20 protein-coding genes and 5 tRNA genes are annotated in these 21,276 nt (G+C 61.2%); 16 read left to right on the top strand and 9 right to left on the bottom strand.

The window, feature by feature from the left end; genetic code table 11:
• Positions 1 to 46: 46 nt before the first annotated feature.
• The gene (locus tag B3C1_RS07470) at positions 47 to 742 is read right to left on the bottom strand and encodes a TorF family putative porin (RefSeq protein ID WP_008483941.1); all 696 of its coding nucleotides are present in this window, start codon (positions 740 to 742) and stop codon (positions 47 to 49) included.
• Between the two features lie 621 nt (positions 743 to 1,363).
• Here B3C1_RS07470 and B3C1_RS07465 point away from each other — a divergent pair.
• The gene (locus B3C1_RS07465; RefSeq protein ID WP_008483939.1) at positions 1,364 to 2,458 is read left to right on the top strand and encodes an NADH:flavin oxidoreductase/NADH oxidase; all 1,095 of its coding nucleotides are present in this window, start codon (positions 1,364 to 1,366) and stop codon (positions 2,456 to 2,458) included.
• Positions 2,459 to 2,484: 26 nt separating this feature from the next.
• On the opposite strand, the gene B3C1_RS07460 is transcribed toward B3C1_RS07465, so the two are convergent.
• Entirely contained in the window at positions 2,485 to 4,467 is a 1,983-nt protein-coding gene (locus tag B3C1_RS07460) for an ExeM/NucH family extracellular endonuclease (protein ID WP_008483938.1), read from the bottom strand.
• Between the two features lie 196 nt (positions 4,468 to 4,663).
• On the opposite strand from B3C1_RS07460, the gene cydP reads away from it, so the two are divergent.
• The 7 genes from cydP to B3C1_RS07425 all read left to right on the top strand — a co-directional run bounded on the left by cydP (position 4,664) and on the right by B3C1_RS07425 (position 10,513).
• Positions 4,664 to 4,855, top strand: coding sequence for a cytochrome oxidase putative small subunit CydP (cydP, locus tag B3C1_RS07455; RefSeq protein ID WP_008483937.1), 192 nt, complete (start codon positions 4,664 to 4,666; stop codon positions 4,853 to 4,855).
• The gene (locus B3C1_RS07450; RefSeq protein WP_008483936.1) at positions 4,845 to 6,407 is read left to right on the top strand and encodes a cytochrome ubiquinol oxidase subunit I; all 1,563 of its coding nucleotides are present in this window, start codon (positions 4,845 to 4,847) and stop codon (positions 6,405 to 6,407) included. Before cydP ends, B3C1_RS07450 begins: the two co-directional genes overlap by 11 nt.
• A complete protein-coding gene (gene cydB, locus B3C1_RS07445; RefSeq protein ID WP_035481393.1) occupies positions 6,407 to 7,546 on the top strand; it encodes a cytochrome d ubiquinol oxidase subunit II in 1,140 nt (379 codons plus the stop codon). The genes B3C1_RS07450 and cydB overlap by 1 nt, the downstream gene beginning before the upstream one ends.
• Positions 7,547 to 7,554: 8 nt before the next feature.
• The gene (gene cydX, locus B3C1_RS07440; RefSeq protein WP_008483933.1) at positions 7,555 to 7,665 is read left to right on the top strand and encodes a cytochrome bd-I oxidase subunit CydX; all 111 of its coding nucleotides are present in this window, start codon (positions 7,555 to 7,557) and stop codon (positions 7,663 to 7,665) included.
• Between the two features lie 62 nt (positions 7,666 to 7,727).
• Entirely contained in the window at positions 7,728 to 7,985 is a 258-nt protein-coding gene (locus B3C1_RS07435) for a hypothetical protein (protein WP_008483931.1), read from the top strand.
• Between the two features lie 136 nt (positions 7,986 to 8,121).
• Positions 8,122 to 8,631 (top strand): peptide-methionine (S)-S-oxide reductase MsrA, encoded by a 510-nt coding sequence (msrA, locus tag B3C1_RS07430; protein WP_008483929.1) that lies wholly within the window; start codon positions 8,122 to 8,124, stop codon positions 8,629 to 8,631.
• A 16-nt stretch (positions 8,632 to 8,647) separates the two neighbouring features.
• Positions 8,648 to 10,513, top strand: a complete 1,866-nt coding sequence (locus B3C1_RS07425) for a transglycosylase SLT domain-containing protein (protein WP_008483928.1) — start codon at positions 8,648 to 8,650, stop codon at positions 10,511 to 10,513.
• 26 nt (positions 10,514 to 10,539) lie between these two features.
• On the opposite strand, the gene smrA is transcribed toward B3C1_RS07425, so the two are convergent.
• A complete protein-coding gene (gene smrA, locus B3C1_RS07420) occupies positions 10,540 to 11,115 on the bottom strand; it encodes a DNA endonuclease SmrA (RefSeq protein WP_008483927.1) in 576 nt (191 codons plus the stop codon).
• Positions 11,116 to 11,141: 26 nt separating this feature from the next.
• On the opposite strand from smrA, the gene B3C1_RS07415 reads away from it, so the two are divergent.
• Positions 11,142 to 12,191 carry a DUF418 domain-containing protein gene (locus B3C1_RS07415; RefSeq protein WP_008483926.1) on the top strand — a complete coding sequence of 350 codons (1,050 nt, stop codon included), beginning with the start codon at positions 11,142 to 11,144 and terminating at the stop codon, positions 12,189 to 12,191.
• Here B3C1_RS07415 and B3C1_RS07410 read toward each other — a convergent pair.
• The gene (locus tag B3C1_RS07410) at positions 12,178 to 13,104 is read right to left on the bottom strand and encodes a glycosyltransferase family 9 protein (protein WP_008483925.1); all 927 of its coding nucleotides are present in this window, start codon (positions 13,102 to 13,104) and stop codon (positions 12,178 to 12,180) included. The genes B3C1_RS07415 and B3C1_RS07410 overlap by 14 nt on opposite strands.
• 542 nt (positions 13,105 to 13,646) lie before the next feature.
• Here B3C1_RS07410 and B3C1_RS07405 point away from each other — a divergent pair.
• The 6 genes from B3C1_RS07405 to B3C1_RS07380 all read left to right on the top strand — a co-directional run bounded on the left by B3C1_RS07405 (position 13,647) and on the right by B3C1_RS07380 (position 15,182).
• Positions 13,647 to 13,723 (top strand) — tRNA-Pro (locus tag B3C1_RS07405).
• A 37-nt stretch (positions 13,724 to 13,760) separates the two neighbouring features.
• Positions 13,761 to 13,837 (top strand) — tRNA-Pro (locus B3C1_RS07400).
• A gap of 37 nt (positions 13,838 to 13,874) precedes the next feature.
• A tRNA-Pro gene (locus B3C1_RS07395) sits at positions 13,875 to 13,951 on the top strand.
• 37 nt (positions 13,952 to 13,988) lie between these two features.
• Positions 13,989 to 14,065 (top strand) — tRNA-Pro (locus tag B3C1_RS07390).
• 37 nt (positions 14,066 to 14,102) lie between these two features.
• Positions 14,103 to 14,179, top strand: a tRNA-Pro gene (locus tag B3C1_RS07385).
• A 49-nt stretch (positions 14,180 to 14,228) separates the two neighbouring features.
• Positions 14,229 to 15,182: an alpha/beta fold hydrolase gene (locus B3C1_RS07380; protein WP_008483924.1), complete on the top strand. Its 954-nt coding sequence runs from the start codon at positions 14,229 to 14,231 to the stop codon at positions 15,180 to 15,182.
• Here B3C1_RS07380 and B3C1_RS07375 read toward each other — a convergent pair.
• The 4 genes from B3C1_RS07375 to slyD all read right to left on the bottom strand — a co-directional run bounded on the left by B3C1_RS07375 (position 15,172) and on the right by slyD (position 17,625).
• Entirely contained in the window at positions 15,172 to 15,981 is an 810-nt protein-coding gene (locus tag B3C1_RS07375; protein ID WP_008483922.1) for a hypothetical protein, read from the bottom strand. The genes B3C1_RS07380 and B3C1_RS07375 overlap by 11 nt on opposite strands.
• The gene (locus B3C1_RS07370) at positions 15,978 to 16,841 is read right to left on the bottom strand and encodes a TraB/GumN family protein (RefSeq protein ID WP_008483921.1); all 864 of its coding nucleotides are present in this window, start codon (positions 16,839 to 16,841) and stop codon (positions 15,978 to 15,980) included. Before B3C1_RS07370 ends, B3C1_RS07375 begins: the two co-directional genes overlap by 4 nt.
• A gap of 21 nt (positions 16,842 to 16,862) precedes the next feature.
• Positions 16,863 to 17,003, bottom strand: a complete 141-nt coding sequence (locus tag B3C1_RS19735; protein WP_008483920.1) for a DUF3149 domain-containing protein — start codon at positions 17,001 to 17,003, stop codon at positions 16,863 to 16,865.
• 139 nt (positions 17,004 to 17,142) lie between these two features.
• On the bottom strand, positions 17,143 to 17,625 hold the full coding sequence (gene slyD / locus B3C1_RS07365) for a peptidylprolyl isomerase (protein WP_008483919.1): 483 nt from the start codon (positions 17,623 to 17,625) through the stop codon (positions 17,143 to 17,145).
• Positions 17,626 to 17,896: 271 nt separating this feature from the next.
• Here slyD and B3C1_RS07360 point away from each other — a divergent pair, with 271 nt between their 5' ends.
• Positions 17,897 to 20,770, top strand: coding sequence for an ExeM/NucH family extracellular endonuclease (locus tag B3C1_RS07360; protein ID WP_008483918.1), 2,874 nt, complete (start codon positions 17,897 to 17,899; stop codon positions 20,768 to 20,770).
• A 39-nt stretch (positions 20,771 to 20,809) separates the two neighbouring features.
• On the opposite strand, the gene B3C1_RS07355 is transcribed toward B3C1_RS07360, so the two are convergent.
• Entirely contained in the window at positions 20,810 to 21,196 is a 387-nt protein-coding gene (locus B3C1_RS07355; protein ID WP_156804488.1) for a DUF3634 family protein, read from the bottom strand.
• Between the last annotated feature and the right edge of the window lie 80 nt (positions 21,197 to 21,276).

Raw genomic sequence — 21,276 nt, 5'->3', positions numbered from 1 at the left:
TTGTTCACCTTTTAGGCGCTCAACGCCCAATTTGATGCGACGAGCCTTAGAAGTCGAAGGTACGGGACACGGAGAAGAAAACGCGGCCGTCCGCTTCGGGGGCGTCGTCAACGTCGGTGTCCTGCCAGTTCAGGGCAAAGTCGAAACCGGCATAAGAGGCGGTGACGCCGACCAGCCAGTTGCTGTAGTGATCTTTGCCGTACCAGTAGGTGTCGGCGCCCGGGCCGGACAGGGCCTTGTTGTAGGTGTAGGACGCTTCAAGGCCCCAGATATCGTCGATGTCGTAGGTCTGTTCCAGCTTGATGTAGCTGTGGTCCAGGTTCTTTTCGCCGAACTGCTTCCAGGTGTACCAAACCCGCAGGGTGGTGTTGGTGGGGGCGGTGATGGCCGCCGAGATCTCCGGGTAGTTGTAGTCGGATTCGCCAACATAGATGTACTGGTTGATCATCAGATCGTAGTTCCAGCCGTCGGCGAAGTCGGCGCTATAGCCGGCGTAGAAGTCCCACTCGGCATCGGCGTCGTCACCGGGGCCAAAGTCGACGTTGGAGGCCCAGGTACCCACATAGAAACCGTTGTCGAAAGCGACGTCGAAGCTGGCTTGCAGGGCCGGATCTTCACCGGTTTGGCTGATGCCGTTGAACAGGTAGTCGCTGGCACCGGTGACGGTGGCAGAGTATTCGGTGGCCTGGGCCGACAGGGCAAAGCCCGCAGCCAGCACTGAGGCAAACAGTGTCTTTTTCATGTTGATCCCTTTCGTTGGTTTTGTCGCTTAACCCTTGTAGGACGGGTGTTCATGTCGCCAAACAACGTCAGGGGCCGACGAAGGTGCAAGCAGCTCGTTCCCCGGATATTGATGGCGCATGTGTCTGCCGGCATCAGCAACAGGCCGCTGGGCGGCCTGGAACAATGCGAGGCAGGATGCTGGCGTCCACCCCGCCTGCAACGCCGTGAACCTGGGCTTAGGTTGCCCGGGGCGTCTTCACCATTTTACAGGTACTGAAGGGGTGGTGGGCGGAGTCAGCGTTGTTGCGGAGCAAAGTGTTTATGCCTTTGTCCGAGGTACAGCTGGAACCGGGCCGGATCTCCTCGCCACCAATTAAATCAAACGCTTTTTAGCGGAAAATGTCACGGGCAATTTTTACAGAATTCCGCATTTCTATGCGATCTTGCTCAGATTCCAGGTAATTGGCCAGACATGGCGGACAAACGCCTTAACGGCTGCGGCGTCCTGCCTCCCAGCGGCTGGGGCTGCTGGGAGCGGGGCTGAGTTACCAATTGGTGCCTAGGCGAGGCTTTGGTGCCGTCTTGCGTGACCTCGATCACATTTTCTATGCTAGAGACCACTGACTTTAAGGAGGCCCATGTGAGCCAGCTTTTCTCCCCTTTGTCCCTGGGTCCCCTGGCCCTGGACAACCGCATCGTCATCGCCCCCATGTGCCAGTATTCGGCAGAAATGGGGCTGATGGGCGATTGGCACCAGATGCATTACGGCAACCTGGCCCAGTCCGGCGCCGGCCTGTTGATCATTGAAGCCGCCGCCGTTGAGCCCAGGGGCCGCATTACCTATGCCGATGTCGGCCTGTGGGACGACGCCACCGAAGCGGCCATGGCCAAGGTGCTTAAAGCGGTGCGCCGTTATTCGGCCATGCCGGTGGGTATTCAGCTGGCCCATGCCGGCCGCAAGGCGTCCTGCGCTCGGCCCTGGGACGGCGGCGGTGCCATCGCCCCCGGCCAGGCCAACGGCTGGCAGACGGTGTCGGCCAGTGCCTTGCCCTTTATGGACAGCGATCCGGCGCCAAACGCCCTGGACCAGGCCGGCATCGACGCCATAGTGGCGGCCTTTGTGGACGCGGCCCGCCGCGCCGACCGCTTGGGCTTGGACTTGATTGAGATCCACGCCGCCCACGGCTACCTGCTGCACCAATTCCTGTCGCCCCTGGCCAACCAGCGCAGCGACCAATACGGCGGCAGCCTGGAAAACCGCATGCGGCTGGTATTGCAGGTGTTTGACGCAGTGCGCGACGCCGTAGGCAAAGACAAGGCGGTAGGGGTGCGGATCTCCGGCACCGATTGGGTGGAAGGTGGCTGGGATCTGACCCAGAGCCTGACCCTGGCCAAGGCGCTGGACGCCAGAGGCTGCGACTTTATCCATGTGTCTTCCGGCGGCCTGTCGCCGGCCCAGCAGATCCCGGTTGGCCCCAACTACCAGGTACCCCTGGCCGAAGCCATCAAGGCCCAGGTGACCATGCCGGTGATTGCCGTAGGCCTTATTACCGAGCCCGAGCAGGCCGAAGCCCTGTTGACCGAGGGCCGCACCGACGCAGTGGCCCTGGCCAGGGGCATGCTCTACAACCCGCGCTGGCCCTGGCACGCTGCCGCCAAGCTGGGGGCCAAGCTCAAGGTGTCGCCCCAGTATCTGCGCTCGGAGCCTCACGAGGTCAAAGGCCTGTTTGAATGAAAAAAGCCCCCGGATGGGGGCTTTTTTTATGCTCGGCGGCGGCGCAATAGCCCGGCCAGGGCCAGCAGTGCCAAGGGCAGGCCGGCGCCCCCCTGTGCCTGCACCGGCAAGTTAAGGGCGATCACCACAGGGTCATGGTCTGAGGAGCGGTAAGGCCCCTGGTCCTTGGCAAGATCCCCGGTGTGGGTGCGAGGGTATTCAAACAGCGGCGACTCGGCAGCGTTGATATGCCAGTCGCTCACCGCTACTACCTTGTCCAGCAGGGCGGGGCTGGCCAGGGCATGGTCCAGGCTGCCCTGTTCACCGTCATAGCTGTAGGAATAGCCGGGACTGTCGAAGTGGCGGTTCAGATCCACCAGGCCAAAGCCTTTGTCGAGGCTTTGCTGGGGCAAGGGCCGCTGGCCCACCAGGGCGTGGCTGGCGGTGGCCAGGGGTTTGCCTCCTGTGGTCAGGGCCAGCAGCGGGTCTTCCTGGCTATAGGCGTTGAAGTCGCCGATGGCCAGCACCGGGCTGGTGAATTCTGGTAGGGCCTGGCCCAGCACCTGGGCGGCGGACACCCGCAGCGCGTTGCAGTGACCCTGGCCGTGGGGCGGGTTGGCGCGGCTGTAGTGGGGGTAGTCTTCGATGCAGGGCGAGCCCTTGGACTTGAAGTGGTTTACCACCAGGGTAAAGGGCGCTGAACGCTGGTCCCCGTCGATGCGGGTAAAGCCCTGGGCCAGGGACGCGCGCTGGCCGGCAAAGACGGTCAGGCTGCGCCCGTCAGGGCCTTGGGCCTGGCCTTGCTGGTGGGGCATGGCCAGCACCTTGGCCTTACCGTCCAGGGCCAGGCGCGCCGGGCGGTAGAGGATGGCGACGGTGATGGCGTCTTCGCCGATGTTACCGGCGTCGGTGCGCACGTAGTCGTAGTGCAGGGCCGGGTCGCCCTGGGCGGCATTGAGGTGGCTGACCAAATCCTTAAGGGCCGAACCTTCGCCAAAACCGTTGTTCTCGATTTCCATCAGGCCAAAGAGGTCGGCGTCGATGGCGGTCATGGCGCTGACTATCTTGGTACGCTGCAGCGCAAAATCCTCTGCCGACTTGGCACCCCGGTTCTGGCCTGTGGGGTTGGCATCGCCGCCCACGGCGCTGTTGAAATAATTAAGGACGTTGAAGCTGGCCACCTTGAGGTTTCCGGCCTTGGCCAGTGTCGGTGCGGCGCTGCGGTCTTGGGTATGTTCTACCTGGGCCTGGGTCAGGGCGCCGTCCACCAGCAATCGGTACTGGCCGTGACTTTGCAGCACGGTGCCGCTAAGGCCGCTCAGGCGGTCACCCACCCTAAGGTAATGGTCCTTGGCGGCAAAGTCCGGGTAGTAGGGCAGGGTGCCGGGAGCCGGGGCCAGGTCGCTTTCCAGCAACAGGCGGTTTTGGCTGTTGGCAAGGGCCTGGGCTTTGGCCTGGTCACTGCCGGCCGGATAGTGCTCGGTGGGGGCCACCAGGGGGCCACCGTGGCTCAGCACCAGGTTGTTGCGCCGGCCGCCGTAGTCGTAGCTGAAGGTGCGGGTGATGTAGAGGTTGCTGTCCTTGCTCAGGGTAATGCGCATGCCCTCGTGAGCTTCCAGGGCCTGGGCCAGGCTTTGGCCGCTGGCCAGGTGCAGGGGGCTTGGCTGGGGCAGGGCGCCTTCATTTTTGAGGACTTGCACCTGGCTGGGGGTGATCTGGGTCTGGCCGCCCACTTCGGTAACGGTGCCACTGATGCACAGCAGGCTACCCAAGGGCGCCGGGGCCGGGGCGGCGATAAAAAGGGCGTCGGAGGTGGCCGGGTCCTGGTCGCTGTCACCTGTGATGACAAAGCCCGGCAGCAGCTGCTGGCTGGTTGCGCTCAGCACCCCTTGCACTGTTACCTGCTGGTTTTGGTAGGGGGAACTGTCCCCTTGGCCCTGCACCTGGCCTATGGCCATGGCCGGGCAATTGGCCTGGACGGCAGCGGCAAAAAAGGGCGCCATCCAGGCCGCCAAAAGTAGTCTTTTCATTATTTATCATCCTGTTGGGTCAGGGCTGACCCATACTGTCCTGTGAAGCCCATCATGATGTTACTGCGGCTAAAAGGACAGGGATACGCTTGGCGACACTCTCTTCGGACAGTCCGATCCTTATTTGCGGCAAATCAAATTTGCCTATTGGGGTTGGGCGCATACTTTCAGCCGAGGTTCACTAAGGAGAGCCCCCATGGGCATGAAACGCCCTGCCTTGGCGAAAGAAATCGCTGCCATCCTGGTTTTGAAACTGGCCCTGATCATCACCTTCAAGCTGGTGTTTTTCAGTGATCCGGTGGATGTGAACCAGGGGGCCACGGCCATTGATAACCAATTTCTAAACGCCTCGCCTTCAGCATCCAAGGAGTCCGACAATGATCGGTGATGATGTCGTTGATCTATCGCGCTTGCAGTTCGCCATCACGGCGCTGTACCACTTTTTGTTCGTGCCACTGACCCTGGGCATGTCCTTTATCCTGGCGATCATGGAATCGGTCTATGTGATGACCGGTAAGCAGATCTATAAGGATATGGTGAAATTCTGGGGTAAACTGTTCGGGATCAACTTTGCCCTGGGCGTGACCACGGGCATTACCATGGAATTCCAGTTCGGTACCAACTGGGCTTATTACTCCCACTATGTGGGTGATATCTTCGGTGCCCCCCTGGCCATCGAAGGCCTGATGGCCTTCTTCCTCGAGTCCACCTTTATCGGCCTGTTCTTCTTCGGTTGGGAACGCCTGAGCAAGGTGCAGCATCTGACGGTGACCTGGTTGGTGGCCTTAGGATCGAACCTGTCGGCCCTTTGGATCCTCATCGCCAACGGCTGGATGCAAAATCCGGTGGGTGCCGAGTTCAACTTTGAAACCATGCGCATGGAGATGGCCTCTTTCAGTGAGCTTATCTTCAACCCCGTGGCCCAGGTGAAATTCGTGCACACCGTGTCTGCCGGTTACGTAACCGGAGCCATGTTCGTGCTGGCCATTTCCAGCTACTTCTTGCTCAAGGGCCGCGATATTGCCTTTGCCAAGCGTTCCTTTGCCATCGCCGCCTCGTTCGGCCTGGCCTCGGTGCTGTCCGTTATCCTGCTGGGTGACGAGTCCGGCTACGAAGTAGGGGACGTGCAAAAAGCCAAGCTGGCCGCCATCGAAGCGGAATGGGAAACCCAGGAAGCCCCGGCCGACTTTACCCTGTTCGGGTTCCCCAACCAGGAAGCCGGGCGTACCGACTATGCGGTCAAAATCCCCTATGTGCTGGGCATCATCGCCACCCGTTCCCTGGACGAGCCGGTGGTGGGTATCAAGGACCTGAAAGTCGAGCACGAAGCGCGTATTCGCAACGGTATCCTGGCCTATGAGGTGCTGGAAAAACTGAAAAACGGCGAAGACACCCCGGCTAACCGGGCCCGCTTTAGCGAACTCAAGGACGACCTGGGCTATGGCCTATTGGTCAAGCGCTATGCCCCCAACGTGGTGGACGCCACCGAGGCGGACATCAAGCAGGCGGTGGACACCTCCATCCCGAAAGTGGCTCCCATGTTCTGGACCTTTCGCATCATGGTGGCCATGGGCATGATCATGCTGGTGGTTTTTGCCCTGGCCTTCTACGAGAGCGCCCGCCACCGCATCGGCCAGAAGCGCTGGCTGCTCAAGTTTGCGCTTATCGCCCTGCCGGCTCCCTGGATCGCCTGTGAAGTGGGTTGGTTCGTGGCCGAATATGGCCGCCAGCCTTGGTCCATCGCCGAAGTGCTGCCCACCCACCTGTCCGTGTCGACCCTGTCCAAAGGGGATGTGATGGGTAGTATCGCCGGCTTCGTGTTCTTCTACACCGTGCTGCTGATTGCCGAGATGTACCTGATGATCCGCTATGCCCGTCGTGGTCCCAGCGTCCTTGAAACCGGCCGCTACCACTTCGAAACCAAGGCGCAGGAGGCCTGATCATGGATTACGAAGTCCTCAAACTTATCTGGTGGGTGCTTATCGGCGTGCTGCTGATAGGCTTTGCCATCACCGACGGCTTTGACATGGGGGCCGGTGCCCTGATGCCCTTCGTCGGCAAGACCGACACCGAGCGGCGGGTGGCCATCAACGCCCTTGGCCCGCACTGGGACGGCAACCAGGTCTGGTTTATCACCGCCGGTGGCGCCATCTTTGCTGCCTGGCCTGTGGTCTACGCCGTGGCCTTCTCCGGCTTCTACTGGGCGCTGCTACTGGTGCTGTTTGCCCTGTTCTTTCGGCCGGTGGGCTTTGAGTACCGCTCCAAGGTCAAGGACACGCGCTGGCGTAGCGCCTGGGACTGGGGCATTTTCGCCGGCTCGGCGGTCCCGGCCCTGGTGTTCGGGGTGGCCTTTGGCAACCTGTTCCTGGGGGTGCCCTTTAAGCTCGACAACCTGATGTACTCCACCTATACCGGTAACTTCTTCCAGTTGCTGACCCCCTTCGCCTTGTTGTGCGGCGTGGTGAGCCTGTCGATGCTGATGATGCACGGCGGCAACTACCTGGCCCTGCGCGCCGAAGGCCCTGTGGCCGGCCGCGCCCGCATTGCCAGCGCCATTGCCGGCCTGGTGATGGTGGTAGCCTTTATCGCTGCCGGCCTGTGCCTGCAACTGGGGGTGGACGGCTATGTGCTGGATAAAATTGGCGACACCAACAGCGCCCTCAATATCCTCAACAAGACCGTCTCTAACAAGAGCGGCGCCTGGCTGGCCAACTACGACGCCTTTCCGCTGCTGTGGGTCGCCCCTGTGCTGGGCGTGGTGGCAGGCCTTATGAGCGTGCTGCTGGCCTGGCGCGGCCGCCCTGGCTGGGCCTTCCTGTTCAGCTCCCTGGCCTGCGCCGGTGTCATCTTCACCGCTGGCGGTTCGCTGTTCCCCTTCGTGATGCCGTCCAGCCTGATGCCTGACCACAGCCTGACCATGTGGGATGTGGTTTCCAGCCATAAGACCTTGGGTATCATGTTCGTGGTGGCCTGCATCTTCGTACCCATAGTGCTGGGTTACACCCTCTGGTGTTACTACAAGCTGTGGGGCAAGGTCAGCGCCGAGCACATCGAACAAAATTCTGTTGGCAGCTACTAGGAGGCAATATGTGGTATTTCGCTTGGATACTGGGTGTGCTCTTGGCTTGCGCCTTCGGTATCGTTAACGCCATGTGGCTCGAGATCGTCGAGTACAGCAAAGAAGAAGACGCGCAGTAACAGCGCAGGACAACGGCAGGCCTCCCCCGGGCCTGCCGTTTTTTTCATCCAAGGAGTTCAAGATGTTGGTACCCCAAGGCCGTTTTCGCTGGTTGTCGGGCTTGTTGGCCCTGGCCGGCCTGGTGTTTATCTGGGGATCCGTAGTGCTGGGCCGAACCCCGCCCCACGGAGGCCTTAGCCTGATGATGATCGCCATGGCCCTGTGTGTGGTGCACGCCGTGGGCTGGCAAGTACGCAGCAACTGGGAGCGCTACCTTTTCTACCCCCCCTTGCCCTGGGTCACCTGGCTGTTGGCCTTGTATTTATGCAGTCCCCGCTAAGCTCACCCGGGCAGCGTAAATTTTTTGACGCTGCCGCTGGCGAAACGGAGTATTCCCGGACACCATAGAGTGAGATAGCAAAGCCGTATGTCGACTGTCCAGGATGGGCGGTGTCTCATGGCAAAGGAGGGACAGAATGGACCAGATCACCCTTGGGGGGGGCTGTTTTTGGTGCCTGGAAGCCGTTTTTCAACGGGTTCGGGGCGTAGAGGCGGTGCAGTCCGGCTATGCCGGCGGCCAGTTGCCTGATCCAAGTTATAAAGATGTGTGCCGTGGTGACAGCGGCCATGCCGAAGTGGTGCAAGTGCACTTCGATCCCAGGGCCCTGGCCCTGGACGACCTTTTCGAGCTTTTCTTCAACGCCCATGACCCCACCACCCTCAATCGCCAGGGCAATGACGTGGGCCCTCAGTACCGTTCCATCATCCTGTTTCAAAGCCCGGCCCAGCAGCAGGCCGCCCAGGCTGCCATGGCAAGGGCCCAGGCCGATTACGATCTGCCGTTGGTCACCGAGCTTGCGCCCCTGGAGACTTTTTATCCGGCGGAAGTGGAACACCGCGACTACTACAACAGACACCAGACGCAGCCTTATTGCCAGTGGGTGATCCACCCCAAACTGGCCCAGTTGCAACTCGACGCACTCTGACCGAGAAGGACGGCCTATGCCTCGATGGAGTATTGCGCTGCTCTTTTCCCTGCTTTCAGCCGGCAGCCTGGCGGATGACGCCTATCTTGCTGCCCGCAAAGCCCAGCAGCGCGGTGATGACAAGACCTACCTCAAGCTGCGCCAGGAGCTGAACCAGCATCCTTTGGCCAGCTACCTGGATTATTACTACCTCAAGGACCACATGGCCAAGGTGACGGCGGAGCAGGTCCAGGCCTTTGAGCACGACTACCCCGACTCTCCCCTTGGGCGCTTCCTGGTGATGCGCTTTATCGACGAAGCGGCGGCCCGTAAGGACTGGGGTGAGCTGCTCAGCGTTGCCGCCCGCGAACCGGCCGGTGACGAGCGCCAGTGCCTCTATTACCGGGCCAAGCTCGAGACAGGGGCAAAGGAGCAGGCCTGGCAAGGGGCCGAGCAGCTCTACCTGGTGGGCCGGTCCCAGCCCAAGGCCTGCGATCCTTTGTTCAGCGCCTGGCAAAAGGCCGGTCACCTCAAATCTGATCTGGTGCTGTCGCGCATGGAACTGGCCTTTGCCCGTGGTCAGGGCAGCCTGCTTGGTTACCTGGCCCGGTCGCTTCGCGGCCATCAGGGGGACGTGGCCAAGTCGATTTTGGCCCTGTTCAACCAACCCCAGAAAGTAGCCAGCCGGGTACCGGTACCCGGTGACGCCGAGCGCAGCCGGCGGCTGACGGTGCTGGCGGTGGAGCGCCTGGCCAGGCGCAATCCCGAGCAGGCCTGGCGCACCTGGATGCAGGCCCGCGACCATATGGAATTCACGGCGCCCCAGCGCCATGAGGTGGCCCGTTTCCTGGCCGCCAGGCTGTACGACACCGACGACAAGAAGGCCATGGAGTGGCGGGACGAAGCGGTGCGCTACTACCGGGACGACCAGATGACCGAGCGGCGTATTCGCCATGCCTTGGCCCAAGGCGACCCGCAAGGCGCCCGGGATTGGATAGGACTGCTGAGCGAAGCGGAAGTGGCCAACGACCGTTGGCAATACTGGCTGGCCAAGACCGAACCGGACCCGGCCTTGAAGGAAAACCTGCTTAAGGAAGCGGCCAAGCAACGCTCCTATTACGGCTTTTTGGCCGCAGAAGCCCTGGGACAGCCCTTTGAGCTCAACGAGATACCGCCGCCGCCCATGACCGCAGGCCTTGCCGACATGGGGGCCCTTAAGCGCATTCCGCTGCTGCTGGCCATGGACGAGGCCCTGCTGGCACGCATGGAGTGGTATCACCTGATGACCCCCTTGTCGGACAGCCAGCGCCAGGCCCTGGCCGGCTGGGCCCATGAGCAGGGTTTTGAAAACCTGGCGATACTGGCCGCCATCCGTGGCGACGGTTGGGATCTGGTGTCGTTGCGCTTCCCCCTGGCCTTTGAAGACCAGTTCGAGCGCTACAGCACCCTCAGGAAAATGCCCAAGAGCTTCCTGTTGGCTCTCAGCCGCCAGGAAAGTGCCCTAGATCCCAAGGCCCAGTCGCCGGTTGGCGCCAGGGGGCTGATGCAGCTGATGCCGGCGACGGCCCGCCATACGGCCAAGAGCCTGGGGGATGCCGGCGCTGGCGATCTGTTCGACCCGAACGTCAATATCCGCCTGGGTACCGAGTACCTGCGCCAGATGCTGGAGAAGTTCGACAACAACCGCATATTGGCGGCGGCGGCCTACAATGCCGGGCCACATCGGGTGGCGCGCTGGGTGGGTAAGGAGTTGCCCTTCGATGCCTTTGTGGAGTCCATCCCCTTCAAGGAAACCCGCAACTACGTGCAGAACGTGCTGGCCTTCAATGTCATCTACCAGCACCAGCTGGGGCAGGACAGCCCGGCCATGCTCACCGAAGACGAACGCCAATACCTCTATTGACAAAGGCGGCCCTGGGGCCGCCTTTTTTAGCGTTTGGCGTGGCGTTCGAAGTTTTCCCGCTTTTGCTCGTCGTTCTTTCGCAGCAGCACATAGAGGGCGCCGGTGGACCCGTGGTGGCGCTGGGCGCTGTGGTAGGCCAGGACCTGTGGCATTTCCTTGAGCCATTTGGCGCAGTAGCTCTTAAGAAAAGCCGGTACGGGTTTGGCGTTTTCGCCCCGGCCATGCATTACCAGCAGGGTGCGAAGGCCGATGCGGTGGCTGTCGCGGATAAATGCAAAGACCTCGGCGCGAGCCGCCACGAAGCGCTTCTTGTGCAGGTCAAGCACCCCTTGGATATCGTATTTCCCTTGGCGAAGCTGCTTGAATACGCCGTCCTGGACCCCGTCTTTTTTGTAGGCCAGTACGTCGTGGGGATCTACCAGTTCTACCGCTTCCGAAGACAGGTAATTGATGTCCTCGGCCAGTTCCGCCTCGGCAGCGGCGCGGCGGGCGTCGGCACCGGCCTGTTGGGGTTTGGGAGCCAGGCCTGCGCTGTTGAGGTTACCCATCGGCTGCACACCTTGCATTTCCTTTTCAAACAAAGTCTTGTCATCATCATGCATCCTGACCTCCCAACTTCCGGCAATTCATGACTTCCCGACTCGCCGCCATCGACAGCGCCAGGGGACTGGCTATTTTCGGCATCCTCCTGGTCAATATCCAGTCCTTTGGCCAGCTTGAGGCCTACCGCTATGACAGGTTGGCCGAGCCTGGTGCCCTTAGCCAACTGGTCTGGTGGTGCAACGTGCTGCTGGCGGACGGCAAGTTTATCAGCCTGCTGTCGGTGTTGTTCGGCATGGGCCTGGTATGGCTGGCCAAGGCCGGTAACGCTTACCAGCATCGACGTTTACGCTGGCTGGCGCTGTTTGGCCTTGCCCACGGTTTCTTGGTCTGGGACGGGGACATCCTGCTGCTCTACGCCCTGACCGCCTCCGTGATGTTGCCCTACACCCAAGGGGGGGAGCCCAAAAAGCGTCTGTTGTTATCCCTGTTTTTGGTGTTGCTGGGGGCCTTGGTGTTTATCGGCCTGCTGAGCCTGACGCCGCCGAACCCGGAGCCGGATACCCAGGCCTTGGCCGTTTTTGCCCAAGGCAGCTACCTGGAGCAGCTGCAATACCGGCTGCACAGTTTTGGCTATACCCTGCTGTCTTGGCCGCTGTTCATACTGCCCATGGTCGGTGGCCTGATGCTGCTTGGGGCTTTACTGGCCCAGCAGCCCCATTGGCTGGCTGGCCTGCGAAACCGCTGGCTCTGGTGGTGCCTGGGGGGCCTGGTGCCAAGCGCACTGGCGTTGATGCTGGACCCTGCCTTGGGCCACGGTTGGCTGCTGTTGTTTGCGCCTATCCAGGCCCTTGGCTACCTGGGCCTGGCCCTGCGTTTTGGCAGCGGCTGGACGGCCCTGCAGGGGGCAGGGCGTATAGCCCTTAGCCACTACCTGCTGCAAAGCCTGGTGATGACAGGATTCTTCTACGGCACCGGCCTTTTCGGCCAATGGCCAAGGGCGGCGTTGCTGGCCCTGGCCCTGGGCTACAGCCTGCTGGCCCTGGCTCTGACCCCCCTTTACCTTCGCCGCTTCTCCCAAGGGCCTTTTGAATGGCTGTGGCGGCGCCTGGCCCACCGCCAGGCTACACCAGGTTGAGGCTGGGCTCCTGTTGGCTCTTATGGAGCTTGCGAAGCTGGCCCAGCAGGGCATTGAGGGCCAAAGGCTCCCCCGGGGTGTAGCGCCAGACCAGGGCGTTGAGATCGTTGGGGTGCCAGCGATTGAGGTACTGGTTGTCGTCGGTATAAAGGGCCAGCTGCGGCACTCCCAGCACCGCTGCCCTTTGCACCCAGGCCGAGTCCACCCCCAGCAGGCTCTGGGCCCTGGCCAGCAGCTGCCAACCGGTCAAAGGGGCGCTGTCTTCCAGGCTGAACAACCTGGGGGAGCGCAGCCCTTTGAGGGCCTTGGGCAGGGGGTGTAGCAGCACCAGGACCAGTTTTGGCAGGCCTTGCAGCAGGTCTCGAAACTGTTCCACCAGGGGAGCGAAGGCCTGGCCGTCGTCGTCCAGCAGGTTGATGGCCACCATGGGCCTGTCACCGATGGCGGCCAGCAGCCCCTGTTCGGTACTGCTCAGCGGCGGTAGCCAGCGGTGGGAGCCACCCAGGCCAAGGGTAGCCAGTGCCTGACCGAAGCGTTCCGCCACATGGGCGTCCGGGGGGCAGGGCAGGCGCTGGGCATCGAAGGGAGAGCTGCCCGCCAGCAGCAGCCTGTGGCCTGTGGGAACCAAAAAGGGCAAGGTTTGGCGCCAGGGAGTCAGGGGCGGCAGGCTCAGATCCCAGACGCTGTCCCAGCGCTGGTGGCGCAACTGCCAGATAAGGCGTGGCCAACTGCCGGGATGGTGGGCCACCAGCGGCGCCGGCAGCCAGGGTAAGGCCCCCAGCAACCGGGCCTGTTCTGGGCGGCATAAAACCTGTACCCAATGCCTGTCGCACAGCCCCTTGAGCATGGGCAGAGCCCAGGGCAGGGTGGCGCTATCTTCCTGATCCAGCAAGCACAGTATCCGCCTGTTCATGGCGACCTCACCTTTGTTTCAAAATTGTTTCATTTTGCTTGAAAATTAGTTTTCCCATTGTATATAGTCTGCGACACGCTGCAGACGTGCAGCGGGTTGCCCAACCCGTAATCACTACCATAACAGGGCTGGAGGAGTACGAAAAATCATCAGCAGGAACCCTGAGTCGTAGGTTTCTGCGCCGGTTCCAGGTGACCAAATCGCCATAACAACAGGACGGTCATTCGGGACGAACCAGGGAACAGGCCCCTTGCCAGCCTAAGGGTGGACGAGGGCACTAAGATGACAGGGAAGCTGTAAAGCCTCCCGGATATGACTACTTCACCTTCAATGGTGGTAGCGCCGGTTGTTGGTACCGGCGGTTGGCATCGGGCTCGCCCGTTGTCGGCAAACCCTACTGACATCATGACTTTTTGCCCCGCCTCGTGCGGGGCCTTTTCGTTTCAGGCAGCTGATTCGCATAAAAAAACGCCAGAAGACGGGGCCTGCAACGCTTTTTCTTGAATGCCAAAGGCAGATGGCTATAATGCTCGCCGTTGTATCGGAAAGTAGCTCAGCTTGGTAGAGCACTACGTTCGGGACGTAGGGGTCGCAGGTTCAAATCCTGTCTTTCCGACCAAGAATTCTCAGTTTTGCAAAGCCCCTTGGGCAAGCGACGGAAAGTAGCTCAGCTTGGTAGAGCTCTACGTTCGGGACGTAGGGGTCGCAGGTTCAAATCCTGTCTTTCCGACCAAGAATTCTCAGTTTTGCAAAGCCCCTTGGGCAAGCGACGGAAAGTAGCTCAGCTTGGTAGAGCACTACGCTCGGGACGTAGGGGTCGCAGGTTCAAATCCTGTCTTCCCGACCAAGAATTCTCAGTTTTGCAAAGCCCCTTGGGCAAGCGACGGAAAGTAGCTCAGCTTGGTAGAGCACTACGTTCGGGACGGAGGGGTCGCAGGTTCAAATCCTGTCTTTCCGACCAAGAATTCTCAGTTTTGCAAAGCCCCTTGGGCAAGCAACGGAAAGTAGCTCAGCTTGGTAGAGCACTACGTTCGGGACGGAGGGGTCGCAGTTTCAAATCCTGTCTTTCCGACCAATATTAAGGCAGCCTAAGGGCTGCCTTTTTCCTTTATGCAGGATTTGCCATGTGGTTGACCGAGGACGCGCTTAAAGCCGGCTACCAAAGCCTGGTACACCCCTATTTCGAGGGGGGCCAGATTGGCAGCCTGTTGAGCCCGGACGGGGTCGAACTGCACTACCGGCTGTTCCTGCCTCCGGGGGCCAGCACCCTGCTGGTATTGAGCTCGGGGCGCACCGAAAGTGTCCTTAAATACCAGGAACTGATCTTTGAGCTGGGCCGGCTGGGCATAGCGGTGGCGGCTCTGGACCACAGGGGCCAGGGCTTTTCTGGCCGCCTGACCGACGATCCCTTGCTGGGCTACGTGGAAGACTTTGACCACTACGCCGAGGATCTGCACCTGTTCGTCAACCAGGTGGTGTTGCCCCTAGGTTTTAAACGCCACTGGCTGCTGGCCCATTCCATGGGGGGCTGTATTGCCGCCCTCTACCTGGCGGCTTTTGCGCACCCCTTTGACAAGGTGGCCATGACCTCCCCCATGCTCAGCATCAACACCGCCCCTTTTCCCAACTGGGTGGCCAAGAGCATGGCCCGCTGGCAGAGCCAGCAGGACAAGCGCCGGGGTCAGCCCCGCTATGTGCTGACGACCGGCCCCTACCAGCGTAAGCCCTTTGAAGGCAACGGCCTTAGCCATTCCCACTACCGTTACGAGCTGTGCCAGGACTGGCTGGAAGCCATGCCGGACGCCCGCCTGGGCGGCCCCTCTGCCCAGTGGCTTGATGCGGCCTTCCTGGCCATGGACAAGGCCGTCAAGGAGGCCGGTGCCATAACGGTGCCGGTGCTGGTGTTGGTGGCCGGGGAAGACAAGGTGGTGAGCCGTACCGGCCAGGAGGCCCTGGTGGCGGCCTTGCCCAAGGGCAGCTTGCAGATCATCGACGGGGGCTGGCACGAATTGTTGCTGGAAGAGGACGGCTATCGGCTGGCCACCCTGGAGCGGCTCTGGGCCTTTTTTAACGATTGAGGTCCGGCTGGGTCAGCAGCAGGGCATGGACCTGGCGGCCCTGGATGGGGGGCAGGGGCTGGATGGCCACCTGGTAGCCTTCCTTACGGGCAAAGCTGGCCAAATCGTCCAATATCGCCTGGCGCAGGGCCGGTCGAAACAGCCAGCGCAGCAGCCGGTTAGGCCAGTCCTTGGCCGCCTCCTGGGTGGTCATGGACAGGGTTCGCAGGCTGCTCATGGGGATATCCGGCAGGTCCAGGGCCAACGGCTGGTAGCTGGAGGTGTTGATCAGGTGGTAGCCGCTGATCCCCAGCACCATGGCCGGCAGGCGCCGCTCAGCGCCTTTTTGCAGCAGTTGCTGCGCTTCTTCCAAACCTAAACCCAATCCCAGTAGCTGGCGGCGCCCCTTGATGGGGTCCAGGGCTTCGTTGCTGTTGAGATCCGCTTCAAACCATTGGCGCCTGGGGTGGGGTTGACCGGCACTGGGGGCAATGGCTACCGCCTCAAATCCCTCCAGTACCTCGGGCAGCACAGTGCCCCATTCCACCAGCACCTTGGGCTGGCTTGGCAGCAGTGGCCTGACCGCTTCGGTCAAATCGTCAAAGGGGGCGTTCTCGGCACAGAGCTGACGGTTGAGGCGGGGTAGCCAGGGTAGTTCGTCGAGGAAGGGGGTGGGGCGCACCTGGTTTTGGTGCAACAAGGGATGCCTGGCTTCCTGCTGTACCAGATGGTAGAGCACCGGGTAGTCGTCCTTCCAGGCCGCCGGCGGGCTGGCCCAGAGGCTTTGATACTCGGTGAGCAGGCGCAGGCGTTCGCTCATTGCAGCCGCTGGACCTTGGCACCTTTGGCTTCGAGAAGACTCAGCAGGCCGTCGGTGCAGATGATATGGCCAAGGCCCACCACCACCAGGCTGTCGCGGCCCTGGGCCAGGGTCAACAGCCTGGGAACCCACTCCTGGTTGCGCTGCTTGAGGGTGGCGTCGTGCATGGCCTGGTAGGCGGGGCCCTGGCCCTGGTTGAGGGGGCAAAGCTCGCCGAGCTTGTCCAGTTTGCCGGCCTGCCAGGCGTCGAGCATGGGCGACAGGGTGCTGTCGAGCTGGTCCATCTCCCCTATGCCGTCCAACACCATGTCATTGGCGAAATGGTCGCTGCTGGCCAGGGCCTGGAACTGGCGGTCCAGGCTTTCCAGGCCAGAGATCTGCCAACCCCTGGCTTCGGCCAAGGCCTTGACCTGGTTGTCGATACCCAGGTTGGCGTCGAAGTTGTGGCGGGCCAGGGCGCTTTGCATAAGGGTCATGACGGCAAACCAGGGGCGGACCCTGTCGAGCTGGGCCATGGGAATGCCATAGTCGCCGGCCATTTCAGAGAGGGCCTGGTAAGCCTTGGGACTGAGTTGGTCCCTTAAGCTGCCCTGCTGGAGCAGGCCGTAGTGCATCACCGATGCCTGCATGCGCCCTGGGGTCAGCTCCTGGGGGGCCAGTTCCTGGACTAGATTGTCGGCGCCCTCAAGGCGGTCGAGCACCGCCTTGAGAGGACCTTGGTTGTCCACTTTGCCCACATGAATGGAGCCGAGCAGCCAGAAGCGGCCGCCGTGAGTGTCCACTTGCCACAGAGCCGGCGCCGCCAGGGCAGGGCGGGCAAAAATGGCAAGCAGGATCAGGAAGATAGTTCGTCTTAGCATGGGCTGATATTAGCCCAATGCCTATTTTCCGTCACCGTCTTTCATGGCTTTGCGGATGAAAAGTCCCGTACAAAAACCGATCACCACCAGGGCTCCCACTATGGTGATGACACTGGCGATACCGACGGCGTCGCCAAACAGCAGTTGTGTCCACAGTTCCATTAGTCACCTCCTGTTCTATGCCATTGAGGCTAGGCAGGGGTGGGGTAGGGCGGCTTGATGGAGATCAAAAGAAAGGGCGGCCTGGGCCGCCCTCTTTGTGCTGGATCAAAAAAGCCCGCTCAAGCGGGCTTTTTGGCCATCAGTGGTGGTGGCCACCGGCGCCGTGCACGTGGCCGTGGGCCAGTTCTTCTTCCTCGGCGTCACGCAGTTCGATCACTTCCACGCTGAAGTGCAGGAACTGGCCGGCCAGAGGATGGTTGCCGTCGACGGTGACGGTTTCGTCGGTTACGGCCTGGACCACAACGGTACGGGGGCCAGCGTCGGTCTGGGCGGTGAAGCGCATACCGGCTTCGATGTCGTCAACACCCTGGAAGGCGCTGCGGGGAACTTCCTGCACCAGTTCCTGGTGGTAAGGGCCATAGCCGTCTTCGGGGGCTACGGTTACGTCCAGCTTGGCACCTTCAGCCTGGCCGTCCAGTTGGGCTTCCAGGCCCGGGATCAGGTTACCGTGACCATGGAGATAGACCAGCGGTTCGCCACCGGCAGAAGTGTCCAGTACGGTGCCCGCGTCGTCTTTCAGGGTGTAGTGAATGGTCACTACCTTGTTTTTGCTGATGGTCATGAAGTGACCCCTTTTGTTTGGTGCAAGTAAGGGGCTGAGCCTAGCACAGGGGCCCTGCCCACCACAAACGGCCCCGCCGTCATACCGCTGTCGTATCCCTGTCACCTGTATTTGTTAAAAAAACGTGCCTTGCCGGCCAGGCCAGGTTCCACCTGGGGCCTCCCCTAGGGGGCTGGAGATGTTAAAAACACCGTGCCCTGTTAACAAAAAAGGGGCTGGCCGACAATGCAGGGCCCTGGAAAGGGTTACAACAAACAACAGGATGAGCATCATGCGTAAAACCACACTGGCGTTGGCGGTCATGGCGTTGGCCAGCCAACCGACCTGGGCCGATCTGCTGATCACCGAATACGTGGAAGGCAGCAGCTATAACAAGGCCATCGAAATTTCCAATACCGGCGACAGCAGCGAGACCCTGGACGGGGTCAGCCTGGCGGTCTATTTCAACGGTGCCACCACCACCACGGCCCGTATCCCCCTGAGTGGCACCCTGGCCGCCGGTGCTAGCCTGGTGCTGGCTCACCCCAGTGCCGACGACAGCATCCAGGCCGATATCCGCTCCGGCAGCATCAATTTCAACGGTGACGACGCCGTGGTGCTGGAACGGGGCGCCGAGGCCCTGGACACTATAGGCACAGTGGGGGTCGACCCGGGCTCTGAATACCGTGACGGCGGCAAATCCACCAAGGACATGACCCTGCGCCGCCTGCCGGGCAGCAGCCCCGGCAGCTTTGATTTTGCCCAGTGGCAGTCTTTTGCCAAAGACAGCCTGGATGGCCTTGGCTGCACCGGCCTTGGCGATTGCGGCGACGACGGCGAGCCGCCGGTGACCTGGCAATGCCCGGACCAATGGCAAAGCATTCCCAGCATCCAAGGGGACGGGGCCAGCTCACCGCTGGTGCCGGACGGAAGCTATGAAAGCACCGACAAGGTGGTGACCCAGGGCCGGGTTACCCAATTGTCCTCTGGTCTGCTCAAGGGCTTTTTCCTGCAAGACGGCGCCGGAGACGGCAACGACGCCACTTCGGACGGTATCTTCGTTTACACCGGCACTGCCCCAGATCCGCAGATCCAGCCTGGCATGGCCCTTTGTGTGGAAGGCTTGGTCAAGGAATACTTTGGCTTTACCGAGATCGCCTTGGACAACTTCAGCCCCAGCCCCTTGGACCTGGCCGAGGTTACCCCGGTGGAACTGATCCTGGACCCTCAGGATGTGGCGGGCTCCCTGGAAAGAGTCGAAGGCATGCAGGTATGGCTGTCTGCCGCCAGTGATATGAGGGTGACGCGTCCATTCAGCTATGACTACGATGCCTCCCGTAACAACATGGTGCTGGCCCACGGCGGCCCGCGCTTTATTCCGACCCAGCTCCACCCGGCCCTGACTCCAGAGGCCCAGGCCCTGGCCGAACAGAACCAGGCCCGTACCCTTTATATCGATACCGACTTCAAGCCGGCGGACGGAGTGATCCCCTACTTCCCCGGACTGGACGCCGAGCAGGGCTATATCCGGGTCGGTGACAGGGTCGAGAACCTGGCCGGTGCCATCGCCTATTCCTACAGCAACTACCGCCTGCTGGTGGGACAAGATGTCACCCTGGGCGCCGGTGACTTCGTGCATCTGGACGACCGCACCAATGCCCCGGTGCTGGCCGAGGAAGGCCAGTTGAAGGTGGCCAGCTTCAACGTCCTTAACTACTTCACCACTGCCATCGGTGGTGACGACAACCCCTTGGGCGTTAACAGGGGGGCCAAAAGCGCCGACGCCTTTGCCCTGCAACAAACCAAGATAGTCAACGCCCTGCTGGCCATCGACGCCGACGTGCTGGGCCTTATCGAGGTGGAGAACAACGGTTTTGGGGAGCTCTCCGCTATCCAGAGCCTGCTGGATGCCCTTAACGGCGAACTGCCTCAGGACCAGCAGTACGCCTTTGTGCAACCGGCCGGCCTTGAGCGAATCGGCTCCGACGCCATCACCTCGGCCATACTGTACCGCCCGGCCGTTGTGACCCCGGACGGGGCCCTGACCGTGCTGGAGATGCCCAACCAGATCACCACCAGCGTCGGCAGTGACGGCACTGTAGAAGAAGACATCCACCACGGTGGCCGCCCCAGCCTGTTCCAGCGCTTCAAGCGCCTCTATCAGGGCCAGGCAACCGGCGACAGCTTCCAGGTGGCCATCAACCACCTGCGCTCCAAAGGCAGCAGCTGCGCCGAGGACGAAGAAGGCAAACCCGCCGACGGCCAGGGCAGCTGTAACGAGCTGCGCAACACCGAAGTGTCGCTGATCGCCGAACAGGTGCAGGCTTCCAACACCCCGACCCTGTTGCTGGGTGACTTCAATGCCTATGCCAGTGAAGATCCGCTGCTGGTGCTGACCCAGATCCCGGCCTTGGACAGGGAACTGAAAACGGCCCACAGCACCTACTTTGGCGACACCACATCCGCCCCGCAGCTGGACGATGAAGCCAGGGTTATCAGCCAGGGCTATGGCCTGGTGAACTTGAGTGAGCCCCAGGCCTATTCCTATCAGTACGACGGCGAACTGGGTCGCCTCGACCAGGCCCTGGCCACCCAGGATCTTGCCACCAAGGTCAAGGCAGTCAGCGACTGGCACATCAATGCTGCCGAGTCCAACCTGTTCAGCTATGACAGCGCCTACACCGGCAGCTTGGTCAAATCTCAAGGGCCATTCAGCTCGTCGGATCACGACCCTGTGGTGGTGGCCCTGGACTGGCCCCTGGCCGGCAACCTGAGCCTGGCCCAAGACAGCCTGACCCTGTATGAAAGTGAAGGCCTGGGTTCCCTGGTGGTCAGCCGCCAAGGCGGCGCCGACGGCGAACTGGGCCTGAGCGCCGAGCTGCGTTTCCTCGGCCATAGCCGCCACGGCCAGCGCTTTGCCGACGAGAACGATATCCGCCTGCCAGAGCCGCGCCTGAGCTTTGCCGATGGCGAAGCCGGCGACAAGGCCCTGGTGCTGGAGCTTATTGCCGACCGCCATATGGAAAAACCGGAGAAGCTGGAGCTGGTGCTGCACTTTGACGACGGCCGTGAGCAGGTGATCCCTGTGGTCATCGTCGACGACACTCGCCCAACCCCGCCTTTGGTGACTTTCCTTAAATGGTTGTGGTCACTGGTCTGGGGCTGATGCCCTGAATGATAAAAAAGGAGGCTTAGGCCTCCTTTTTTATTGGTCGTCGTCCAGCGGTTTGGTTGGGTGATGATGGTGAGTGGCTTTTCGCCTGAAAAAGCTCTTGTCCATCCGTTGGAAGGGAAAGGCCGATTGCAGCTTGTCTTTGGCCAGGGGCGGGAAATTGGCAGAAAACACCAGTTGCACCCCGTACTTGGTCTTGTAACCAAATACCGAGCCTTTGATTTGCCGGTTGGCGGCCAGCTTGGTGCAGGCCTCCCAAAAATCTGGCGGTACCGACCCCTTGGTCAGTTTGACCTTGCCTTTCTTGAACTCGACGATGAAGACACAGAACAGCTGCTTGAGCAGCAGGTAACCTACCAGCATCAGCACGGAAAAGGCGATGATGGCCTCGGTATTGATGGAAAGCGTTGATATGTCCACGACCCTGCCCGTCAATTTATTGTCGCTGTACTCTTTATAGCTCAAGGTCGGGGCTTTGGTTATGCTGGCCGGCCGGCTAA

Source organism: Gallaecimonas xiamenensis 3-C-1, from assembly GCF_000299915.1.
GTDB classification, from domain to species: domain Bacteria; phylum Pseudomonadota; class Gammaproteobacteria; order Enterobacterales; family Gallaecimonadaceae; genus Gallaecimonas; species Gallaecimonas xiamenensis.
The sequence above is the reverse complement of the archived record's forward strand: the minus strand, read 5'-3'. Positions and strand labels throughout refer to the sequence as shown.

Bases quoted from the DNA above. Each gene is read 5' to 3' on its own strand.
- B3C1_RS07375 (WP_008483922.1), bottom strand. From the start codon at position 15,981: ATGAGCGAACGCCTGCGCCTGCTCACCGAGTATCAAAGCCTCTGGGCC.
- B3C1_RS07415 (WP_008483926.1), top strand. From the start codon at position 11,142: ATGACTTCCCGACTCGCCGCCATCGACAGCGCCAGGGGACTGGCTATT.
- smrA (WP_008483927.1), bottom strand. From the start codon at position 11,115: ATGCATGATGATGACAAGACTTTGTTTGAAAAGGAAATGCAAGGTGTG.
- B3C1_RS07460 (WP_008483938.1), bottom strand. From the start codon at position 4,467: ATGAAAAGACTACTTTTGGCGGCCTGGATGGCGCCCTTTTTTGCCGCT.
- B3C1_RS07370 (WP_008483921.1), bottom strand. From the start codon at position 16,841: ATGCTAAGACGAACTATCTTCCTGATCCTGCTTGCCATTTTTGCCCGC.
- cydP (WP_008483937.1), top strand. From the start codon at position 4,664: ATGGGCATGAAACGCCCTGCCTTGGCGAAAGAAATCGCTGCCATCCTG.
- msrA (WP_008483929.1), top strand. From the start codon at position 8,122: ATGGACCAGATCACCCTTGGGGGGGGCTGTTTTTGGTGCCTGGAAGCC.
- B3C1_RS07380 (WP_008483924.1), top strand. From the start codon at position 14,229: ATGTGGTTGACCGAGGACGCGCTTAAAGCCGGCTACCAAAGCCTGGTA.
- B3C1_RS07360 (WP_008483918.1), top strand. From the start codon at position 17,897: ATGCGTAAAACCACACTGGCGTTGGCGGTCATGGCGTTGGCCAGCCAA.
- B3C1_RS07470 (WP_008483941.1), bottom strand. From the start codon at position 742: ATGAAAAAGACACTGTTTGCCTCAGTGCTGGCTGCGGGCTTTGCCCTG.
- B3C1_RS07450 (WP_008483936.1), top strand. From the start codon at position 4,845: ATGATCGGTGATGATGTCGTTGATCTATCGCGCTTGCAGTTCGCCATC.
- cydX (WP_008483933.1), top strand. From the start codon at position 7,555: ATGTGGTATTTCGCTTGGATACTGGGTGTGCTCTTGGCTTGCGCCTTC.
- B3C1_RS07435 (WP_008483931.1), top strand. From the start codon at position 7,728: ATGTTGGTACCCCAAGGCCGTTTTCGCTGGTTGTCGGGCTTGTTGGCC.
- B3C1_RS07425 (WP_008483928.1), top strand. From the start codon at position 8,648: ATGCCTCGATGGAGTATTGCGCTGCTCTTTTCCCTGCTTTCAGCCGGC.
- B3C1_RS07410 (WP_008483925.1), bottom strand. From the start codon at position 13,104: ATGAACAGGCGGATACTGTGCTTGCTGGATCAGGAAGATAGCGCCACC.
- slyD (WP_008483919.1), bottom strand. From the start codon at position 17,625: ATGACCATCAGCAAAAACAAGGTAGTGACCATTCACTACACCCTGAAA.
- B3C1_RS19735 (WP_008483920.1), bottom strand. From the start codon at position 17,003: ATGGAACTGTGGACACAACTGCTGTTTGGCGACGCCGTCGGTATCGCC.